The sequence below is a fragment of the Corynebacterium oculi genome (assembly GCF_001412105.1).
Classification (GTDB): domain Bacteria; phylum Actinomycetota; class Actinomycetes; order Mycobacteriales; family Mycobacteriaceae; genus Corynebacterium; species Corynebacterium oculi.
Map to the genome: position 1 here is coordinate 429,511 of NZ_LKST01000001.1, position 19,094 is coordinate 448,604.

At 64.6% G+C, this 19,094-nt stretch carries 15 protein-coding genes; 12 read left to right on the forward strand and 3 right to left on the reverse strand.

Going from position 1 to position 19,094, the window contains the following annotated elements; translation table 11 throughout:
* Window positions 1-43 precede the first annotated feature (43 nt).
* The 7 genes from Cocul_RS02040 to rpsP all read left to right on the forward strand — a co-directional run bounded on the left by Cocul_RS02040 (window position 44) and on the right by rpsP (window position 11,918).
* A complete protein-coding gene (locus Cocul_RS02040; protein ID WP_055121645.1) occupies window positions 44-3,520 on the forward strand; it encodes a hypothetical protein in 3,477 nt (1,158 codons plus the stop codon).
* 260 nt (window positions 3,521-3,780) lie between these two features.
* Window positions 3,781-5,733: a signal recognition particle-docking protein FtsY gene (gene ftsY, locus Cocul_RS02045; protein WP_055122002.1), complete on the forward strand. Its 1,953-nt coding sequence runs from the start codon at window positions 3,781-3,783 to the stop codon at window positions 5,731-5,733.
* 133 nt (window positions 5,734-5,866) lie between these two features.
* Window positions 5,867-7,123: an ammonium transporter gene (locus Cocul_RS02050; protein WP_055121646.1), complete on the forward strand. Its 1,257-nt coding sequence runs from the start codon at window positions 5,867-5,869 to the stop codon at window positions 7,121-7,123.
* A 46-nt stretch (window positions 7,124-7,169) separates the two neighbouring features.
* Complete coding sequence (locus tag Cocul_RS02055; RefSeq protein WP_055121647.1) at window positions 7,170-7,508, forward strand: P-II family nitrogen regulator; 339 nt, start codon at window positions 7,170-7,172, stop codon at window positions 7,506-7,508.
* On the forward strand, window positions 7,505-9,544 hold the full coding sequence (locus Cocul_RS02060) for a [protein-PII] uridylyltransferase (protein ID WP_055121648.1): 2,040 nt from the start codon (window positions 7,505-7,507) through the stop codon (window positions 9,542-9,544). The genes Cocul_RS02055 and Cocul_RS02060 overlap by 4 nt, the downstream gene beginning before the upstream one ends.
* Before the next feature lie 46 nt (window positions 9,545-9,590).
* Window positions 9,591-11,231 (forward strand): signal recognition particle protein, encoded by a 1,641-nt coding sequence (ffh, locus tag Cocul_RS02065; RefSeq protein ID WP_055121649.1) that lies wholly within the window; start codon window positions 9,591-9,593, stop codon window positions 11,229-11,231.
* A 198-nt stretch (window positions 11,232-11,429) separates the two neighbouring features.
* Window positions 11,430-11,918 (forward strand): 30S ribosomal protein S16, encoded by a 489-nt coding sequence (rpsP, locus tag Cocul_RS02070; protein ID WP_055121650.1) that lies wholly within the window; start codon window positions 11,430-11,432, stop codon window positions 11,916-11,918.
* Window positions 11,919-12,001: 83 nt separating this feature from the next.
* Here the strand turns inward: rpsP and Cocul_RS02075 are convergent, their stop codons facing one another.
* Window positions 12,002-13,567, reverse strand: coding sequence for an alkaline phosphatase D family protein (locus Cocul_RS02075; RefSeq protein WP_055121651.1), 1,566 nt, complete (start codon window positions 13,565-13,567; stop codon window positions 12,002-12,004).
* 171 nt (window positions 13,568-13,738) lie between these two features.
* Here Cocul_RS02075 and Cocul_RS02080 point away from each other — a divergent pair, with 171 nt between their 5' ends.
* The 4 genes from Cocul_RS02080 to Cocul_RS02085 all read left to right on the forward strand — a co-directional run bounded on the left by Cocul_RS02080 (window position 13,739) and on the right by Cocul_RS02085 (window position 15,908).
* Window positions 13,739-14,371 carry a hypothetical protein gene (locus Cocul_RS02080; protein WP_150114307.1) on the forward strand — a complete coding sequence of 211 codons (633 nt, stop codon included), beginning with the start codon at window positions 13,739-13,741 and terminating at the stop codon, window positions 14,369-14,371.
* Window positions 14,372-14,613: 242 nt separating this feature from the next.
* Window positions 14,614-15,126 carry a hypothetical protein gene (locus Cocul_RS12185; RefSeq protein WP_160318481.1) on the forward strand — a complete coding sequence of 171 codons (513 nt, stop codon included), beginning with the start codon at window positions 14,614-14,616 and terminating at the stop codon, window positions 15,124-15,126.
* 2 nt (window positions 15,127-15,128) lie between these two features.
* Window positions 15,129-15,434, forward strand: coding sequence for a hypothetical protein (locus Cocul_RS12190; RefSeq protein WP_150114309.1), 306 nt, complete (start codon window positions 15,129-15,131; stop codon window positions 15,432-15,434).
* 171 nt (window positions 15,435-15,605) lie between these two features.
* Window positions 15,606-15,908 (forward strand): hypothetical protein, encoded by a 303-nt coding sequence (locus Cocul_RS02085; RefSeq protein ID WP_055121653.1) that lies wholly within the window; start codon window positions 15,606-15,608, stop codon window positions 15,906-15,908.
* A gap of 43 nt (window positions 15,909-15,951) precedes the next feature.
* Here Cocul_RS02085 and Cocul_RS02090 read toward each other — a convergent pair whose 3' ends face one another.
* Complete coding sequence (locus Cocul_RS02090; RefSeq protein ID WP_055121654.1) at window positions 15,952-17,166, reverse strand: NupC/NupG family nucleoside CNT transporter; 1,215 nt, start codon at window positions 17,164-17,166, stop codon at window positions 15,952-15,954.
* Window positions 17,167-17,169: 3 nt separating this feature from the next.
* Window positions 17,170-17,625, reverse strand: coding sequence for a cytidine deaminase (locus Cocul_RS02095; RefSeq protein WP_055121655.1), 456 nt, complete (start codon window positions 17,623-17,625; stop codon window positions 17,170-17,172).
* Between the two features lie 161 nt (window positions 17,626-17,786).
* Here Cocul_RS02095 and Cocul_RS02100 point away from each other — a divergent pair, with 161 nt between their 5' ends.
* Complete coding sequence (locus Cocul_RS02100) at window positions 17,787-19,076, forward strand: thymidine phosphorylase (protein WP_055121656.1); 1,290 nt, start codon at window positions 17,787-17,789, stop codon at window positions 19,074-19,076.
* Window positions 19,077-19,094 lie beyond the last annotated feature (18 nt).

A 19,094-nucleotide genomic window follows, 5' to 3' on the forward strand; every position in this document is an offset into this window, starting at 1 on the left:
CAGGAACGATCGAGGGAAACATTAAGGGGTCGAACACACGGTGATGAGCGAGCACGGTACGGGGGCAGGTACTCCTTTTGCCGATATGACGGATTCCCTGCTGGGCTGGGCCTCGCAGGGAGAATTGCGCCTGGCGGAGACCTTCGCGCAGCACCCGTATTTCCCGGAGGCGGGGCTAAGCAGCGATGAGATGGAGCGCTATGACAGGCTCTTTGGCCTGTTCCTTTCCCGGCAGGTCACGGCGGGTGCGGATCTGCCGAGCCTGTGGGAGGTCACCCCCGTGATGACCTCTGTGACGCTGATCTTCCGCGCCAGCCGCCTGGTGGATCGCGCGGAGTTCTATACCGAATACTTTGCGGGGCTGGGATTGAGCGCCACCGAGGACTGGGTGGCGGCCCTGGATCGGGAGGTCCCCGGGCTTTTGGCTCGGGCGGGCCTGGAGACCCCCGAGGGGCTGGGCAGCGTGGATCTGCTCTGCTATCACGCCGGGGTGATCTACCGCGAGGTGGCGGGCCTGCTGGAGCTGCTCGATCAGCTCGATGAGAGGGGCAACCCAGGCGAGCAGGAGGCCCTGATTGCCCTGGAGAGCAGCGATCTTCCGGCCACCGCCCTGATCGCCACCCGGGCGCCCGAGCGCATGGGGCATCTTGTTCGCGGTGTGCAGGCAGTACGGGCCTTTTCCACCCAGCACCCTACCTCTTGGTTGGATCGGGATCGCTCCCACCTGGAGCCCGCCCTGCCCAGGCTCGTCGATGAGGCCGTGGTGGCGGAGTTACGGGAGCGTCCCGTGGGCACCCCGGAGCGCGCCACGGCGGTGGGGGTGGCACCCCGCGAGATTCGCCCGCGCCTGGTGCTCGATACGCAGCGCGGGCGAGTATGTCTGCGTCTGCCGGAGCAGCGGGTGTCCACGCAGTACGTGGGCGATGGCGTGCACGCCGAGGTTTCCTGGAGGGTGAGCGTGGCGGGCACCACCAGGATCTTCCGCACCGCCCGCCCCTGGGGGGAACCCACCTACGCGGAGTCCCTGGACGTGGCGGTGGAAAACCAGGTGCGCGAGGCCACGGTGCTCGATACCACCAACGGGATCACCTGGGTGGTGCCGGTGGTGGACGCCGAAGATCCCGTGTTGATCTTTGCCGCCAATGGGCAAAACCTCACGGATAAGGTCTCGCTGCATCACTCGGAACTCTTCGTGGTGGTGCCCGATGACGCGCAGCTAGTGGACGCCGTGTCCGGGCAGCCGGTGCCGGTGCTGGGTACCCAGTCCATCCAGGGCTGGTCGGGCTGGGAATGCCGACGGGTGGAGGCGGCGTCGATAGCCTCTCTTCAGGTGGTGCGGGTGGGGCAGTCTCCGTCCGCGATGTCGCACCTGCGCAGCGTGGACCCCCGGCAGCGTGTGCGCTTCGTGCACCCGGTGGAGCCGGTGGCGGACGTGCGCACCCTCAACCGCCTGCCGGTGCACGCGGAGTCCCTGGTGGCGGACTTCCCGGCCACCCTTTCCGGGCGTGAGGAGATCTGGTATCTCTCCATCTCCGCCTATTCCGGGGTGGGGGAAACCGCCGAGGAGATCGCGGAGCCGGAGCCGCTGGAGGTACCCGCCGAGGGTGGGGCCTTCCAGATCTTTGACCCCGAGGCGTACGACGCCCCCTGGGTGGGCGAGTACCTGGTGCGCCTGCGCGGCCCGCGCAACGAGTCCTTCCGGCATCGCTACGCCATCGTGGAGGGCATGGTCTGCGAGACCACGATGGAGGGCGGGCACAGCGTGCGGATTCCCGCCCAAGGCGGGCTTTCCCCGGCGGTGCTCGCGGTGGGGCATGGGGAGAAGGATTTTTCCGTCTCCCCGCGCCGCATCGCCGTGGCTCCGCATGAGGCAGGCGCGGACTTCGTGGTGAGCACGGACGAGGGCGATAGCCTCCCGCTGCGGTTTAGCCCCCCGGCGTTGTCCTTTGAACTGGGCATGACCACGTACCAGCCCATGTGGCGCACCAGCCGCCTATACCTGGGCACCCGCCACATTGATCCGGCGGGGCGGATCCGTGTGCGCGCCACCGGGGAACTGGAGCGGCCCCGGGTGAGCGTGCGCAACCAGCACGGTTCCCCGGTGCGCACCGTGGCGCTGACTAGGGAGGACGCGGTGACTTACTCCGCGCCGGTGGACGCCATCGCGCAGTCCGTGGCGGTCATGCCCGAGGGGCGCCTGGAATTCGAGTGGACCGATCCGGGCAGTAATAATCGCGTGTCCGTGACGCTGGCGGTGATGAGTTCCACCCCGCACGCCACCGAGGTGAGCGTGGCGGACGGGGCTCTGCGCTTTGCGGACCTCATGGAATCACGCAACCTCGCGGCCTGGGTGTGGCCCGCCACCGCGCCGTGGTCGGTGGCCCGGCACATCCGCCACGTCACCGAGGTCACGCCGCTGCCGGAATCGCTTATCGACGCCGGCGATCTCGTCGTGCAGCTCTACGCCGGGGATCCCTTTGGCACCCTTCGCGCCCCGCAGCACCCCGGCGAGACGGCGCTGCGCGTAGAACAGCCCGGCTACCTTGCCGACCAGCCGGAGGAACTAGCGCGCCTTTCGGCCTTCCTCTCCGGGGAGGAGGAGACCCCGCCCGCCAGCGCGCAGGTGCTGCCGGTGATCTGGGATCACTTTGGCTCCACCACGCGGGAACGCGACGTGACCCACACGATCTTTGAGGAATCCCCCCGCGCCGCCCTGCGCGGGCTGTCTGATTCCCTGGTGCCCGCTCACTTACAGCCCGGTCGCATGATCGTCACCGGCCTGGTCAACCACTCCTTCAACCTCACGGAGGAGGCTCCCGTGGAGCGCGAGGATCACCGCAGCCCGTGGATCACCATCATGATGCAATTGGGCGAGGTGGGCGGGGCTCTGGGGCGGCCCGAGAGCACCAAGGAACTCAAGGCCCTGCTGGCGCAGCTGAAAAAGACCGCCGGCCCAGCCCTGGTCAACACCCTGCTCACCGGGCGCGATTCCACCCTGGACTCCGCGTGCATTGATGCCTCCACCGTGCGCATCGCGCACATGGACTCCGCGCAGCAGGAGCAGCTGATGAGCATGTTCTTCGCCAACGCGGACATCGTTCCCGGCCCCATCATGGAGGACGGCCCGCGTCTCATGGCCGTGTTTGAAACCTTCCGCAAGCGCGAGGAACTCAACCGCCTGCTCACCTCGGAGGGGCTGGTCAAGCCCGCCGTTTCTCTCCTGCGGGCGCTACGCAACACGCACCGGGCCCTGTACTCGGCGGCGCGCGTGCGCTTTGACAAGCTCGACGGCGTGAATACCGAGGATAAGGACAACGCCTGGGCCCTGGCCCCGGTGGTATCCCTGGTGTTTGCGCTTGCGGCGCGCATGCACGCCCACGGTTTGATCGGCAAGTCCAAGACCCTGGATGCGGCCGCGCAGGGGTGGTCGCAGCTGGCCGACGTGGTGCCGGATCTGGTCACGGGGGACGTGATCTCCGCCGAGGCGATGGCCCTGGCGGCCTCCGCGGCGAAGGGGTAGCAGCGTAGTTTTTCAATGCCGATCCCCGGGGTTTTACTCCCGGGGATCGGTTTTTTGGGGGGTGTGGTGATTTTTCCTGCCGGTGTGTGACGGGTGTGAATCCGTGGTGCCCCTTGGTGGCCAGGTAGTACTTTTCCCTGCCGCTGTGTGACGGAAGTGAATCACATGCGTCACATTGCGGTGGGGAGGGCGGCGAGGGAGGGGGCTGTATGGTGTGGTGCGGTGGTCAATAGAGGGGGTGTGCTGCCATGATGGAGGGCATGACTACGGATTTTTGGATCATCGCTGGCATAGCGCTCCTTGTCATCCTTCTTTTGGCGGCGGTTTTGGTACTCATTGGCCGCAGGAACGCGGCCTCTAAGACCGTGACCTTTGAAAAGAAAGAAGAAGAGGAACCCAAGCAACTCACCCAGCAGCAAAAATCCGGTAACTATCAGGCCAAGGGCGGCTTTAATTTTGCCTCCGGTGGCGCGGCAGACGCCAGCGTGGCGGCCTTTACCAAGAACACCCCGGCCGCTGAAGATAAGGAGAAGGAACCGGTGCTGCGTGCTGACCAGCAGGTTCAGCAGAGCAACCAGAGCAATCCCGAGCCCCCGGTTCGTCGCGCGCAGCCGCACCCGCGCCCCTCGGCACCGGCAAAGCGAGTCAAGCCCGCTGAACAGGTAAAGCCGGTCGAGCGAGTAGAGCAGGCTCAACCGGAAGCTGCGCAGAAGCCCGTGGCACCGGCACAGCCAGCAACGGAAAAGACCGACAAGCCCCAGCAGGAGCAGACCCCGGCGGCCCCCGCCCCAGTTCCCTCGGAGGTTGCGTCCCCTGAGCCGCCGAAGCCGGTGGTGGAGGAGGCCCCGCAGGAGAGCGTGCAGCCGGAGAAGGCCGTGGAGGAACCCGCGCGGAGCGCGCAGCAGCGGCAGGAGCAACCGGAGCCGATCAGGGCTGAGGTGACTGAAAACCGAGAGGTCGTAGAGGCAGCGGAGGGGCGGGAAGCCGCCGCAATCTCTGCCGAGGTTTCGGAGCCTGCCGAATCTACCGAGCCCACCGAACCCGCGGTCACGGAGGAAGCGGCCTCCGCTGTCGAGCCTGCTGAGTCCACCGAGCCCGTTGGGTCTGAGTCCGCTGACCCGGTCGAGGAGATCGAGGCAGCCGAGGAAATCAGGGCCGAGGAGGCCGCCGCTGCTGCGGACGCCACCGCTCGCACGGCAGAGGAAGCACTGGCAAGCACCCCCGCCCCGGAGCGGGTGGAGGCGGCTCAGGAGGCCGAGGCGGCGGAGCCGCAGGAGGAGATCGCTCCGGTTGCGGGCCGCATTGGCCGCCTGCGCGGGCGGTTGTCCCGCTCGCAGAATGTGATCGGCAAGTCTGTTCTGGATATTCTTTCCGCCGGCGATCTGGACGAGGACGCCTGGGAGGAGATCGAGGACACCCTGGTGATGGCGGATCTGGGCACCACCGTGACCACCAAGGTGGTGGAGGATCTGCGCGTGAAGATCGCGGAGCGCGGGGTGTCATCGGAGGCTGAGGCCCGCGCCATGCTGCGCGAGACGCTGATCGAGGCCTGCCAGCCGGGGCTGGATCGCTCGATCAAGGCCATGCCCTATGAGGGTAAGCCCGCCGTGGTGCTGGTGGTGGGCGTTAATGGCACGGGCAAGACCACCACCACGGGCAAGTTGGCCCGCGTGTTGGTGTCGATGGGGCACAAGGTGGTGCTGGGTGCGGCGGATACCTTCCGCGCGGCGGCGGCCGATCAGTTGGAGACCTGGGGGCGCCGGGTGGGGGCGCAGACGGTGCGCGGCGAGGAGGGGGCGGATCCGGCCTCGGTGGCTTTCGACGCCGTGGCTCAGGGCGTGGACTCCCAGGCCGATGTGGTGCTGGTGGATACGGCCGGGCGCCTGCATACCTCGGTGGGGCTGATGGATCAGTTGGGCAAGGTCAAGCGCGTGGTGGAGAAGAAGGCCAAGGTGGACGAGGTGCTGTTGGTGCTGGATGCCACCGTGGGGCAGAACGGGCTCATGCAGGCGCGCACGTTTAGCGAGGTGGTGGACATCACCGGCGTGGTGCTCACCAAGCTTGACGGCACGGCCAAGGGGGGCATCGTGTTTAAGGTGCAAGAGGAGCTGGGCGTTCCGGTGAAGCTGGTGGGCCTGGGCGAGGGTTCGGATGATCTGGCGCCCTTCGAGGTGGAGGGCTTCGTGGACGCCTTGCTGGGGGAGTCTGCTTAGGGCTGTATCGGGCTGAGAATGTGGCGCAGGTTTTATGGTCTGCGCCACTTTCTTTTCTATAGACCATTCGGAAACCGCTCTCCTGGGCTAGGTTATCTATATAACGATAGAAACCCGAGAAAGTAGGTGCCCGATGGATTCAGGAGTTCTCCTCGCCAACGCCGCATGGGTGCTGGTTGCGGCCTCCCTCGTCTTGCTGATGACCCCCGCCCTCGCCCTGTTCTACGGCGGCATGGCGGGACGCCGCGCCGTGCTGAACATGATGATGATGAGTTTTGCCGCCCTGGGCGTGGTCACCGTGGTGTATCTGCTGTGGGGCTGGTCGATGTCCTACGGCACCCGTTCTCTCGGCGGGGTGGTGGCCGATCCCACCGAGTTCTTCGGCCTGCGCGGGATCGACGCCACCATGCAAGGCGATAACGGCTACCCCGCGCTGATCGACGTCGCCTTCCAGCTCACCTTCGCCGTGATCTCCACCGCGATCATCTCCGGCGCCCTGGCCGGGCGCGTGAAGTTCTCCACCTGGTTGGCGTTCACCGCCGCCTGGCCCACCCTGGTGTACTTCCCCCTGGCGCACATGGTGTGGGGCGGGGGCCTGCTCTCGGAGAGCGCGGACTCCCTGTCCGCCTGGATCTTCGGCACCACCGAGGAGGGGGAGGCGCTGGTGGCTCCCATCGACTTCGCGGGCGGCACCGTGGTGCACATCTCCGCCGGCGCGGCGGCCTTCGTGCTGGCCCTCGTGGTGGGCAAGCGCCAGGGCTTCCCGCGCCGGGTGTCTCGCCCGCACAACCTGCCGATGGTCATGCTGGGCGCGGCCCTGCTGTGGTTCGGGTGGTGCGGCTTCAACGCCGGTTCCGCCCTGTCGCCCGATGCCACGGCGGGCCTGGCCTGGGTGAATACCGCCGCCGCTGCGGCTGCGGGCCTGCTGGCCTGGCTCGCCACGGAGCGGCTGCGCGATGGGCACGCGACCTCGCTGGGCGCGGCGTCGGGAATCGTGGCGGGCCTGGTGGCCATCACCCCGGCGGCCGGGGCGCTGAACCCCATGACCTCCCTGGTGCTGGGCGCGGTGGGCGGCGTGCTTGCTTGCCTGGCGGTGGGCTTGAAGTTCCGCTTTGGCTATGACGATTCCCTCGACGTGGTGGGCGTGCACCTCGTGGCGGGGCTGTGGGGCACCGTGGGTCTGGGAATCCTGCTGGGGGACCTCAAACTCACCGTGGTGCAGATCGTCATCGCCGTGGTGGCGGTGCTGTTCTCCGGGCTGATCACGGCCGTGATCGTCCTGGCCCTGGAGGCCACGATGGGGTGGCGCGTGGATCGGGAAGAGGAATACAACGGCGTGGATTACGCCCAGCACGCGGAATCCGCCTATGACACCGCCGGAACAAAGTAGAATTATGCAGCGTGGAGACACCGCCCAAGCGCGAAGGAGAGCAGGAATGAAACTCGTTACCGCAGTGGTCAAGCCCTTTACCTTGTCCGATATCCGGGAGAGCCTGGACGCACTGGGCATCTACGGCATGACCGTCACCGAAACCCAGGGCTTTGGTCAGCAGCGCGGGCACACGGAACTCTACCGGGGCGCGGAGTATGCCACGGAGTTCGTGCCCAAGGTCAAGGTGGAGGTGCTCATCGAGGATGAGGCCCTCAACGATGTGGTCACCGCCATCACCGAGGCCGCACACACCGGCAAGGTGGGTGACGGCAAGGTGTGGGTGAGCCCGGTGGAGCAGGTGGTGCGGGTGCGCACCGGGGAGCGCGACCACGAGGCCCTGTGAACCGCCTGCTGGACCTTCTGGAGGTTCCGGCGGGCTGCGCGCTGGCGGCCACCGGCTCCGTGGCCAGGGGGGAGGCCACGGAATACTCCGACGTTGATCTGATCCTGCTGCACCCGGAGGGCAGCCAGCCTAGCCGGGAGCAGGTGGAGAGCCTGTGGTATCCCATCTGGGACGCCGGGCGGCGCCTGGATCACTCGGTGCGCAGCCCCACCGACTGCGTGGAGCTGATTACGCAGGAGGCCACCGCCGCCCTGGCGCTGCTCGATCTGCGCCACCTGCGGGGGGAGGAGGCTCTGACCGCGCGGTGCCGAGGCGCCGTGCTGCGCACCTGGCGCAGGGAACTCAGCCGCAGCTTCAATGCCGTGGTGGATACGGCGATCGCGCGGTGGCGTCGCTCCGGCTCGCTGGTCACCATGACCCGCCCCGACCTCAAGCACGGGCGCGGCGGGCTGCGGGACATAGAGCTGCTGCGGGCCTTGGCCCTGGGCAACGTCTGCGATATGCCCGACCTGCGCGCGGAGCGCGCTTTGCTTCTCGACGTCCGCGCGCGCCTCCACCGGCACGCACGGCGGCGTCGGGACGTGCTCGATCCCGAGTTCGCCGCCGAGATCGCGCTGGACTTGGGCTTTGGGGATCGCTACGCCCTGGGGCGCGCCCTGGCGGCGAATGCCCGCCGCGTGGAGGAGGAACTCACCGCCGCCCTGGCGCAGGCCAGGGATCTCCTGGGCACTCGCACCCGGAAGCGGGTTCGCCGCCCCCTGGACGTGGACGTGGTGGAGGATAGCGGGCGGATCGTGCTTGCCCGCAAGCCGCACCTCGATGACCCCGCCCTGCTGCTGCGCGTGGCGGCGTCGGCAGCCCGTACCGGATTGCCCGTGGCCCCGCGCACCTGGGCACAACTGGGTGCCCTGCCGCCCCTGCCCGAGCGATTCTCCCGCCAGGCGGCCCTGGACTTTCTTTCGCTGCTTAATTCCCCGGAGCACAGCGCCCCGCTGATCCGCCAGATGGACGCCCGGGGGCTGTGGGAAAGGGTGGTGCCGGAATGGGCGCATATTCGCGGGCGCATGCCCGCCGAGCCCAGCCACACCCACACCATCGACGAGCACACCCTGGGGGTGTTGGCGCGCTGCGCCTCGGCCAAGACCACGGTGGCGCGGCCGGATTTGTTGCTGCTCGCGGCGCTCTATCACGACATCGGCAAGGGGCAGCGCCGCCCGCACGAACTGGTGGGGGCGGAACTCGTGGCGCGCATGGGCACGCGCCTGGGGCTCAACCTCCGGGAGCGCAGCTGCGTGCAAACCATCGTGGCGGAGCACACCACGCTGGCCCGGCTGGTGTCCACCCGCGATCCCGGAGCGGAGGAGACCGTCGATGAGCTGCTGCGCGCCGTGCACTATGACCTGCTGACCCTGGATCTGCTCACGGCCCTGGCCCCGGCGGACGCCCAGGCCACGGGGCCGGGGGTGTGGAACCTCCGCCTGGCCCACGGCATCGCGGAACTCAGCGGGCGGGCCCGCCGCCACCTCACCGCGCTTTCCCCCACCCCGCCGCTGGTCAACGCCCCGGCGGACATCGGCGTGCGAGGTTCCACCGTGTATTGGCGCTCCGCCGGCGGCACGGGGCTCACGGGGGTGCTCGCCGTGATCGCGGCCAAGGCCTGGACTATCGACGCCGCCCGCGTTATCACCCGCACCGACGGCCAGGTGCACGCCGAGTTTGAGGTGCGATCCACCGTCCACCCCAGCCTGGACACCCAGGGCCTCGTGCGCGCCTACCGTTCCGGGGTGTACCGCGACCTGCCGGTGGTGGCCTCCACCCAAACGGACGTCTACTGGCACGGCTCGGTGGTGGAGGTGCGCGCCGTGGATAGCGTGGGCGCGCTCGGAGCGGTGGCCACAGCGCTTGCCCCGGCGCGGTGGCTGACCATGCGCAACGTGGGTGGCACCATGATCGTCCAGGCTCGCTTGGAACAGGGCATAGATCGCGTGGCGGTGGAGCGCGGGATCGCCCGCGCGATGGGCGGTAACGTAGACTAAACCAAGCAGTGAACAGCCCGTAGTTCTACGAGGGAGCAGCACCAACGTGTTTGAGTCTTTGTCCGATCGCCTTTCCGGAGCGCTCAGCGGTATCCGCGGAAAGGGCAAACTCACCGAGGCCGATATTAACGCCACCGCGCGGGAAATCCGCCTGGCGCTGCTAGAGGCGGACGTCTCCCTCCCCGTGGTGCGCGGCTTCATCAAGCGCGTCAAGGAGCGCGCTGGCGGCGCGGAGGTCTCCCAGGCGCTCAACCCCGCCCAGCAGGTCATCAAGATCGTCAACGAGGAACTCACCGCGATCCTCGGCGGGGAGACCCGCAGGCTCAACCTGGCCAAGAACCCGCCCACCGTGATTATGCTCGCCGGCTTGCAGGGCGCGGGTAAGACCACCCTGGCCGGAAAACTGGCCAAGCACCTAGAAAAGCAGGGGCACACCCCCATGCTGGTGGCCTGCGACCTCCAGCGCCCCGGCGCCGTGCAGCAGTTGCAGATCGTGGGCGAGCGCGCCGGGGTGCCCACCTTTGCCCCCGATCCCGGCACCTCCATCGACTCCTCGGAGCATGAGATGGGTACCTCCCACGGCGATCCCGTGGCCGTGGCCCAGGCCGGAATCGAGGAGGCTCGCCGCGCCCAGCACGACGTGGTGATCGTGGATACCGCGGGCCGCCTGGGCATCGACGAAGAACTCATGACGCAGGCCCGCAATATCCGCGACGCCGTGCAGCCGGACGAAGTGCTCTTTGTCATCGACTCGATGATCGGCCAGGACGCGGTGAGCACCGCCGAGGCCTTCCGCGACGGCGTGGACTTCACCGGCGTGGTGCTTACCAAGCTCGACGGCGACGCCCGAGGCGGCGCGGCGCTCTCTATCCGCGAGGTCACCGGCAAGCCCATCCTCTTTGCCTCCACCGGCGAGAAGCTGGAGGACTTTGACGTATTCCACCCCGAGCGCATGGCCAGCCGAATCCTGGGCATGGGCGATATGCTCTCCCTGATCGAGCAGGCGGAGACCGTCTTTGACCAGCAGCAGGCGGAGGCCACCGCCCAGAAGATCGGCACCGGGGAACTCACCCTGGAGGACTTCCTGAATCAGATGCTGATGATCCGCCGCATGGGGCCCATTGGCAACCTGCTGAAGATGCTGCCCGGCGGCAAGCAGATGAACCAGATGGCGGACATGGTCGATGAGAAGCAACTCGACCGCATCCAGGCCATCATCCGGGGCATGACCCCGCAGGAGCGGGAAAACCCCAAGATCCTTAACGCCTCACGCCGCAAGCGCATCGCCGCCGGTTCCGGCGTGGAGGTCTCCGACGTGAACCAGCTGGTGGAGCGGTTCTTTGAGGCCAAGAAGATGATGGGCAAGATGGCCGGGCAGTTTGGCATGGGCGGCGGCATGCGCTCTGCCACCAAGAAGAAGCCCAAGGGCCGCAAGGGAAAGAACGGCAAGCGCAAGCCCGCCAAGAAGGGGCCCACCCCGCCCAAGATGCCCGGCATGGGGGGAATGGGAGCCGGAATGCCGGACATGGCGCAACTCCAGCAGTTGCAGCAGCAGATGGAGGCCGGGGGCGGTATGCCCGGCCTGGGTGGCCTGGGCAAACTGGCCAAGGGAATGCCCAAGATGCCCAAGGGCATGGAGAATATTGACCTCAACAACCTGGACTTTGGTCAGGGTAAGGGCAAGTAGCGCCGGGGAAGGTCGCTGTAGTAGTATTTTCCGGGTTGCCCCAGCGTGGGCAGCGCTAGAACATTCCTGTGTGACGCTGTTCCCGGCCACGGCCGGCCAGCAGGTTCACGCGCAGGCTAATCCAAGGGTTGAACCGGCCCGCCCCACCTGGGCGGGTGCCCGAACTGCCCAGTGACCAACAGAAAAGGACACACCAGCATGGCTGTCAAGATCAAGCTCCAGCGCCTCGGCAAGATCCGCACCCCGCACTACCGCGTGGTGATCGCGGACGCCCGCACCCGCCGCGACGGCAAGGTGATCGAGAACATCGGCATCTACGAGCCCAAGGAGAACCCCTCCGTTATCAAGATCGACTCCGAGCGCGCCCAGTACTGGCTGGGCGTGGGCGCTCAGCCCACCGAGCCCGTGCTGGCCCTGCTCAAGGTCACCGGCGACTGGCAGAAGTTCAAGGGCATCGAGGGCGCCGAGGGCACCCTGAAGGTGGCCCCGGAGAAGAAGTCCAAGCTGGATCTGTTCAACGAGGCCCTGTCCGAGGCCAACAACGGCCCCTCCGTGGAGGACGTGGTGGAGAAGAAGCGCAAGGCCAAGGAGGAGAAGGAGGCCAAGGCCGCAGCCGAGAAGCTGGCTGCGGAGAAGGCCGCCGCCGAGGCTGGCGAGAAGGACGCCGAGGAAGAGTCCGCCGAGTAATTATTGCGTGGTGCGATAGCACCACGATGCTCATGCCCGCCCCGAGGATCGCCCAGGGCGGGCTTTGGTATATCTCATGCCTCCTAGCGCTGGGGAACGAGGGTGGTACGGTACAATTCCGTGCCCTGGGTGGTGAGCAGTTTGACCGTCATTTCTTGGGTTTCCCCGTTGATGTCCACCTCACCAAAGTGCTGGAACTCGTCTAAGGGAGACTGATTGGGCTCCTCCGGGGCGTGCACATATACCACCTCGGGCCCAAAGGTGGAATCCATCTCATTCGGCCCAAAGGCCCCGGCTTGCAGCGGGCCGGAAACAAACTCCCAAAACGGCGAGAACTCCTGGAACGCCGCGCGATCCGGGTGATAGTGGTGCGCCGCGGTGTAATGCACATCGGCCGTCAGCCACACCACGTTGCGCACCTCGCGGATCGCGTGCAGCACGCGGGCGATCTCCGATTCCCGCCCCACCGGAGCCCCCGGCCCGCCGTTGGCCACGCCCTCCTGATTACCACTCTTGCCGTCCGGCACGATGATCCCCAGCGGAAGATCATTAGCCACCACCTTCCACGTGGCGGTGGAGGATTGCAGGCCCTGAATCAGCCACTTTTCCTGCTGCTCACCCAGGATCGCGCCATCGGCCTTGGTGCCGCGATGATTCAGCTCGTTATCGTCCTTATAGGAACGCATGTCCAGCACAAAAATATCCAGTAGCGGCCCATAGGAAATCTTGCGATAAATGCGCCCATCCACCGCCATGCTCTGATCGGTGGGCTGCCACTCGTGGAAAGCCTGGTGCGCCCACCCGGCCAGGGTATTCACGTCCTTCACCCGATACTCCGGGAGGTCAAGCACCTCACCCGGATACCAGTTATTTACCGTCTCATGGTCATCCCACTGCACGATCTGCGGCACGAGGGAATTGAAATGGCGGTAATGCGCGTCCATGAGGTTATAGGCATAATTGCCGCGATAATCGTCCAGGCTCTGCGCCACGCGGGACTTCGCCTCCGTGACGATATTGCGCCACACCCGCCCATCGGGCAGCGTCACCGATTCCTCGATCTTATTATCCGCATAGATGGTATCCCCGGAATGAATAAAAAAGTCCGGGTTGCGCTCCGCCATCTTTGACCACGCCGTCCAACCACCAAGATCGGGATTAATGCCATAACCCTGGCCCGCCACATCGCCCGACCACTGGAAGCGGATATTCCTGCTTTGCGACGGCGCGGTGCGGAACGTCCCCTGCACCGGCTCGGAGAACAGGCCGGTATCGAGGTCCTGGGCGAACACCCGGTAATGAACATCGGAATCGGTATTGAGACCCACCAGGCGGAGTTTGCCGGTGTGATCGGACTGCGGGGTCATGGTCATGCCGGTGAAACGGCGGGGATTGTGAAAGGAATCGGTGGGGGAGACCTCCACGATGAGGCGGCTGGGGCGATCCGCCCGAGTCCAGATCAGGGCACCATCGGGGCGAATATCGCCCGAGGCCACGCCGTGCGTAAGGGAGGGGCGCTCGGGGATAAGGCCGCCGAAGGAAGAGGAGGCTTGTGTATTGGAAGAGGCTGCGGTGGCTGCGTGGGGGAGGAGGGTGCTGGCGGTGACGAGGCCGGAGGAAGCCAGGAAGAGACGACGGGAAACAGACATGGGGGTGATGGTAGGGGGTGGAGGTGAACGGGGTATGGCGGGCGGGTGAACGGGAAGAATATATTTCTTCTTGATATTTTCACTGCTATGAGCCACATGGGGCCAGGTATGTACGATGAAGAATGTTTTGGGATAAGGAAGCCCCTGCTGATCGGTGGGGATAGCCTTTCCGTGAATATGGAGTTAGCGGCCTCCTACCCACGGGGAACTGTGTTGAATGAGGATATTGATCCGCTGCGGGATTTCCGGGACTGTGAGAAAATCCTGGGGTTTTCGTGCACCGGGGAGTGCGAGTGGAAGATCAGCGCCGCTCCCGCTGCTTCGGCTGCGCTGTGGGAGGTGCACGATTATCACAACCTCCCGGCAATGTTGGGCGAGGCCCCGGAGAACGGGGAGTGGGCCACCTTTCTCCTCACCGTGGCGGTGACGGGGGATCGCTTACCCCTCCGGCCCTTGTTTGCGGTGTGGTCGCTCGTGCTTGCTGCGATAACCCCGGTGACTCCCATGTCCCTCACCATGAGCATTGGCAGCAAGGACGGCGGTGATTGGCAGCCTTATCGGCCGGAGTATTTGATCCGTTCCCATGCCTACCGGGATAAGGAACCTGATTTGATCTTCCAGGATATTTCGGAAACTGATGCGCATGTGTTGTGCCGGGTGACGAACTCGGAGGGCGATAGCACCGCGGCGAGGTGCAAGCAGTTCACGCCACTGCGGCTGGTGGAGAACTTTGAACTGCTCACGCCAGCCATGACGGAACCTTCTGTGGAGGAGTTTTATGTGCGGGCGGCTCCCGCTTTGTGAGGTAGAAGAAGGGGTATGCGGGCTAGCACTTCTAGAGGGAATCAGGGTGGGGTATAGAGGGGGTTCGTGACTACGGGGTGGGCAGATAGATACGTAATCACCATAGGTGAAGCGGGTGATCTAACCCTATAAGGTCTGTACGTGTTCGGGTGATGCAGATGTTTGATGTTCTTGCAGTGTATGGGGTATTTTTATTGGATCTTGCCCATTTTTTGCAATAGTATTGAAAATAATTGAAATTCTTGTTTAATATCTCGCTGGATGGTGTTATTCTCGTCATTGTCCGATACTCTTCTATCTGTGAGGAGTTGTCTGGGATGAGACTTTCGGTATCCTTGGCTAAAATTTTGGTGCCTGCCCTATGTTCGATGTTGGTGCTGCCGGTAGCAAATGCAGAGAGTGGTGATGGGCAAGATTTTTCCTTGGCCTCTGGTGAAGTTGTTGAGGTAGATCTGGATAGCTTTTCGGTGATGGAGATTGGTTCTGCTGGCTCCTCATTCTCATACTATGCTAGTGGGGATCCCGCTCCTAGCTGTGTGGAAGTGAAAGTTAAGGATGGGAAAGCGATAGTGGAGAATAATTGTGCTGAGGGAGGAGAGGCATTTTTTGTGAAGGTGAGGAAAAACTCGATCACCAGTCCTTTGCCGGGTTCCCCCGATAGTGATTGTCAGTCGGTGGCTCCCGGGGAAAGTGTAGAGTTTGGTGGAGCTGGAAACATTTTTCAGCGTGTTGATGGAGTGATACTATGCGCCTAAGTGTGAAGAAAATTTTTGGTTCCATTCTAGTCGCAGGAACTTTCTTCTCCACTGTTCCTGCTGTAGTGGTGGCGCAGGCAGGGGAAGTTCCGCCTGCGGGAACTGTTCGGGATTGTCGCCATACCGCCTTCACGCAGGAGGGATGGAAAGATTTTGAGCAGGCGAAGAAGTATCTTGCGGAGCGGTTTGAAGGGCCTAAAGAGAAAAGTCATTCATTTGGCTTGCGAATAATGAGGATGAGATATGGGATCTATTCTGTGAAGCTACTGGCGCTCAAGCCAGGCTTGATTCGGATGGTGCCGAGGTGAAGCTCTCTTCCCTTAAGAATCCTTATGTGATGTATGGGGGTGGCTCGACTATCTACTTCAGGAATGATAGTAAATCTGGAGGTATGACGTTGGATTTTTCCAAGGATACTGGTGGAAAAAGGAAAAGCATAAACTGCATGTCAAAGGTGAAGGGGACTAAGGGGTATTGGTATGGGAAAAGATCTTTACTATTGGGTGGAGGAATACCTTGAAGAGGTTAGGGACTGGCCCTCCCTGTACGACGTGTATTGTTTCTTCGATTACAGTCCCTTTGGGCCAACCCGGGAGCAAATCGCCGCGTCCATCAACGCGATATTCGACACGGGAAAGCTGAAGGTGATGCTGGTGGACCCGGGTATCAAAAAGGTTTTTCTCCCGGGTGAGGTCGATGTGGAGGCGGTGATTGAGGAGGTGGATTCGCATGACCGGAAGTACTCCGCGATGGCCTACTACATTGATGTGCTAGAGGATTAGCCTCCGGGGAAAAGAGGGGTGGGAATAATACCCCGCCCCTCCTTTAAAACACAATTACCCCCACAATCGCCGCGTTGAGCATGTTGGTGAGGAACCCGGCGAAGAGCGCGCGCAGCCCTAGTTCCGCGACGTCGGAACGCCGCTCCGGGCACAGCGCCCCGAAGGAGCCGATCTGAATGGCGATGGAGGCCAGGTTGGCAAAGCCCGCCAGGGCAAAGGTGCTGAGCATGATCGCCTTGGCGCTCATGGTGTCCACGTGCTCGGAGAAGCTGGTGTAGCCCACAAACTCGTTGAGGATGGTCTTTTGGCCGATGAAGTTGCCCACCAGGGAGGCCTCGTCCCAGGGCACGCCGATGGCCCAGGCCACGGGGCTAAAGAGGATTCCAAAGAGCCCGTCGAGGGACCAGTTTTCCTGCCCAAAGAGGTGGCCGATGCCCCCGAGCGCGGCGGAGATCATGGCGATGAGTGCGATGAAGGCCACCAGCAGGCAGGCTACGGTCACGGCGATGCGCCCGCCGGAGAGCGCCCCGGCTCCGAGGGCGTCGATGAGGTTGCGGTTTTCGGTATCCCGAATGTCGCGCACGTTGGCGCTGGCCACGGATTGTTCGGTTTCCGGCATGAGCCCCTTGGCCACGATGAGGGAGCCGGGGGCGTTCATGATGGAGGCGGCAAGCAGGTATTCCAGGGGCGCGCCCAGCAGGGAGTAGCCGATGAGGGTGGAGCCGGCCACGGAAGCGAAGCCGCCTGTCATGCAGGCGAAGAGTTCGGAGCGGGTGAGTTTGGGCAGCCAGGGTTTAATCACCAGGGGTGCCTCGGATTGTCCGAGAAAGATCACGGTGGAGGCCCACACGGATTCGAGCTTGGAGGTGCCCAGAATCTTGTTCAGCGCGGTGCCCACGATCTCCACGAACCATTGCAAGACGCGCAGGTAGTAGAGTGCGCCGATGATCGCACCCAGGAATACGATGATGGGCAGCACGTTGAGGGCAAAGACAAAGCCGCCCTCGGTGTCAAAGAGGGAGCCAAAGACAAAGCTGGTGCCCTCGTTGGTGAAGTCGATGAGTTTGGATATTCCGTTGGCGGTGGCCTTGAGGGCCTGGAACCCCGGTTCCCATTTGAGTACCAGGAGGGCGAAGATTGCCTGGAGGGCAAAGCCCACGCCCAGGGTGCGCCATTTAATATCGCGGCGGCTGCTGGAAAAGGCCACGATGATGGCAAAGATGCAGGCAATGCCGATGAGCCCTTGAAAACGATCCATTTTCTATTCTCCCTGCGTGTGAGGGGCGGAAGTTAAGGCCTCGGGGCCAAAGGAGTGGGGCAAAATCTCTGCAAAGGACACGGTGATGGGTTCCCCGGAGGCGTCCTCCACGATCACGTGGTGGCAGTGGAACTCGCGCAGCACCTGGCGGCAGGCGCCGCAGGGCCAGCAGGGAGCGGCGCGCAGGCCCACCACCGCCACGGCCTCGATGGTCGGGGGCGTAGCCCCTTCGGGTCGGTCAGAACCGGCGACCATACTGGTGACGGCGTTGCGTTCGGCGCAGATGGCCTCGCCATAGGCGGCGTTTTCCACGTTGCAGCCGGAAACGATCTGCCCCTGGGCGGTGAGCACCGCCGCGCCCACGGGGAAGCGGCTGTAGGGCACCCAGGCGCGGTGGGCAACGTCGCGCGCGGCGTCGAGGAGCCGCCGGGCGGTATCGAGGGAGGGCGGGGGAGTCATGGAGTCTCCTGGGATATCAGGGCGTGAGGCCATAAAAGACAAGGATTACGTTTTGATAAAGATGATAAACTTCAGTACGGAAACCGGCCAACTTAATCCGAGCCATACCGCATGAGGGAATATCGGCACGGTAAATACGAGCGAAGGGGCCAGGCATAACCATGAGCAGCACCGAGCAGTTTGACGTGGTGGACATTATCCGAGCCAAGCGCGATGGCGGCGAGTGGGAGGAGGCCCAGATCGCCTGGGTGGTGGATGCCTATACGCGCGGGGTAGTGGCCGAGGAGCAGATGGCGGCTCTGGCAATGGCGATCTTCCTGCGCGGAATGAACCGCCGCGAGATCGCGCAGTGGACGCGCGCGATGATCGCCAGTGGCAGCACCCTTGACCTGGGAACCTTGACCAAGAGGACCGTCGATAAGCATTCCACGGGCGGGGTGGGCGATAAGGTGACGCTGCCGCTGGGGCCGCTGGTGGCGAGCTTTGGGGTGGCCGTGCCGCAGCTCTCCGGGCGCGGGCTGGGGCACACCGGCGGCACCCTGGATAAGTTGGAGGCCATTGCTGGCTGGTCGCCGGAGATGAGCACCGGGCGCATGCGGGAGATTCTGGAGGACGTGGGTGCCGTGGTGGCCGCGGCTAGCGCCGATCTTGCCCCGGCGGACAGGAAACTGTACGCCCTGCGGGACGTCACGGCCACCGTGGACTGCATACCCTTGATCGCCAGTTCCATCATGAGCAAGAAGATCGCGGAGGGCACCTCCGGGCTGGTGCTGGACGTGAAGGTGGGTTCCGGGGCCTTCATGCGCGAGGTGGACTCCGCGCGGGAACTCGCGCGCACGATGGTAGACCTCGGAACGAACGCGGGCGTGGCCACGCGCGCCCTGCTCACGGACATGGAGGTGCCCCTGGGGCGCACCATCGGCAACGCCCTGGAGGTGCGCGAGGCCGTGGAGGTGCTGAGCGGCGGTGGGCCGGTGGACGTGCGCGAACTCACCTGCACCCTGGCCCGCGCCATGCTGGAGATTGCGGGCGTGCCCGAGGCCGACGTGGAAGCAGCCCTCGATGGCGGCCGGGCGATGGACACCTGGCGGCGCATGGTGATCGCCCAGGGCGGGGACCCCGAGGCCCCGCTGCCCACCGCCCGTCACACGCACGAGGTGCGCGCGGAGCACGAGGGATACGTGGATAGGCTCGATGCCTTGGCCCTGGGCGTGGGTTCCTGGCGGCTGGGCGCGGGGCGTGCCCGCAAGGAGGACGCGGTGCAGGCCGGGGCGGGCATAGAATTGCACGTGGACTACGGGCAGCGGGTGGTGCCGGGGCAGCCGATTGCGACGCTGCACACCGACACCCCGGAGCGCCTGGATCGCGCCCTGGAGTCCATCACCCCCGGTATCCGCATCGGGGAGGAACCACCTGCGCCGCGCACGCTCGTGCATGACGTTATTTCTTAAAACCATCAGGAGGACACC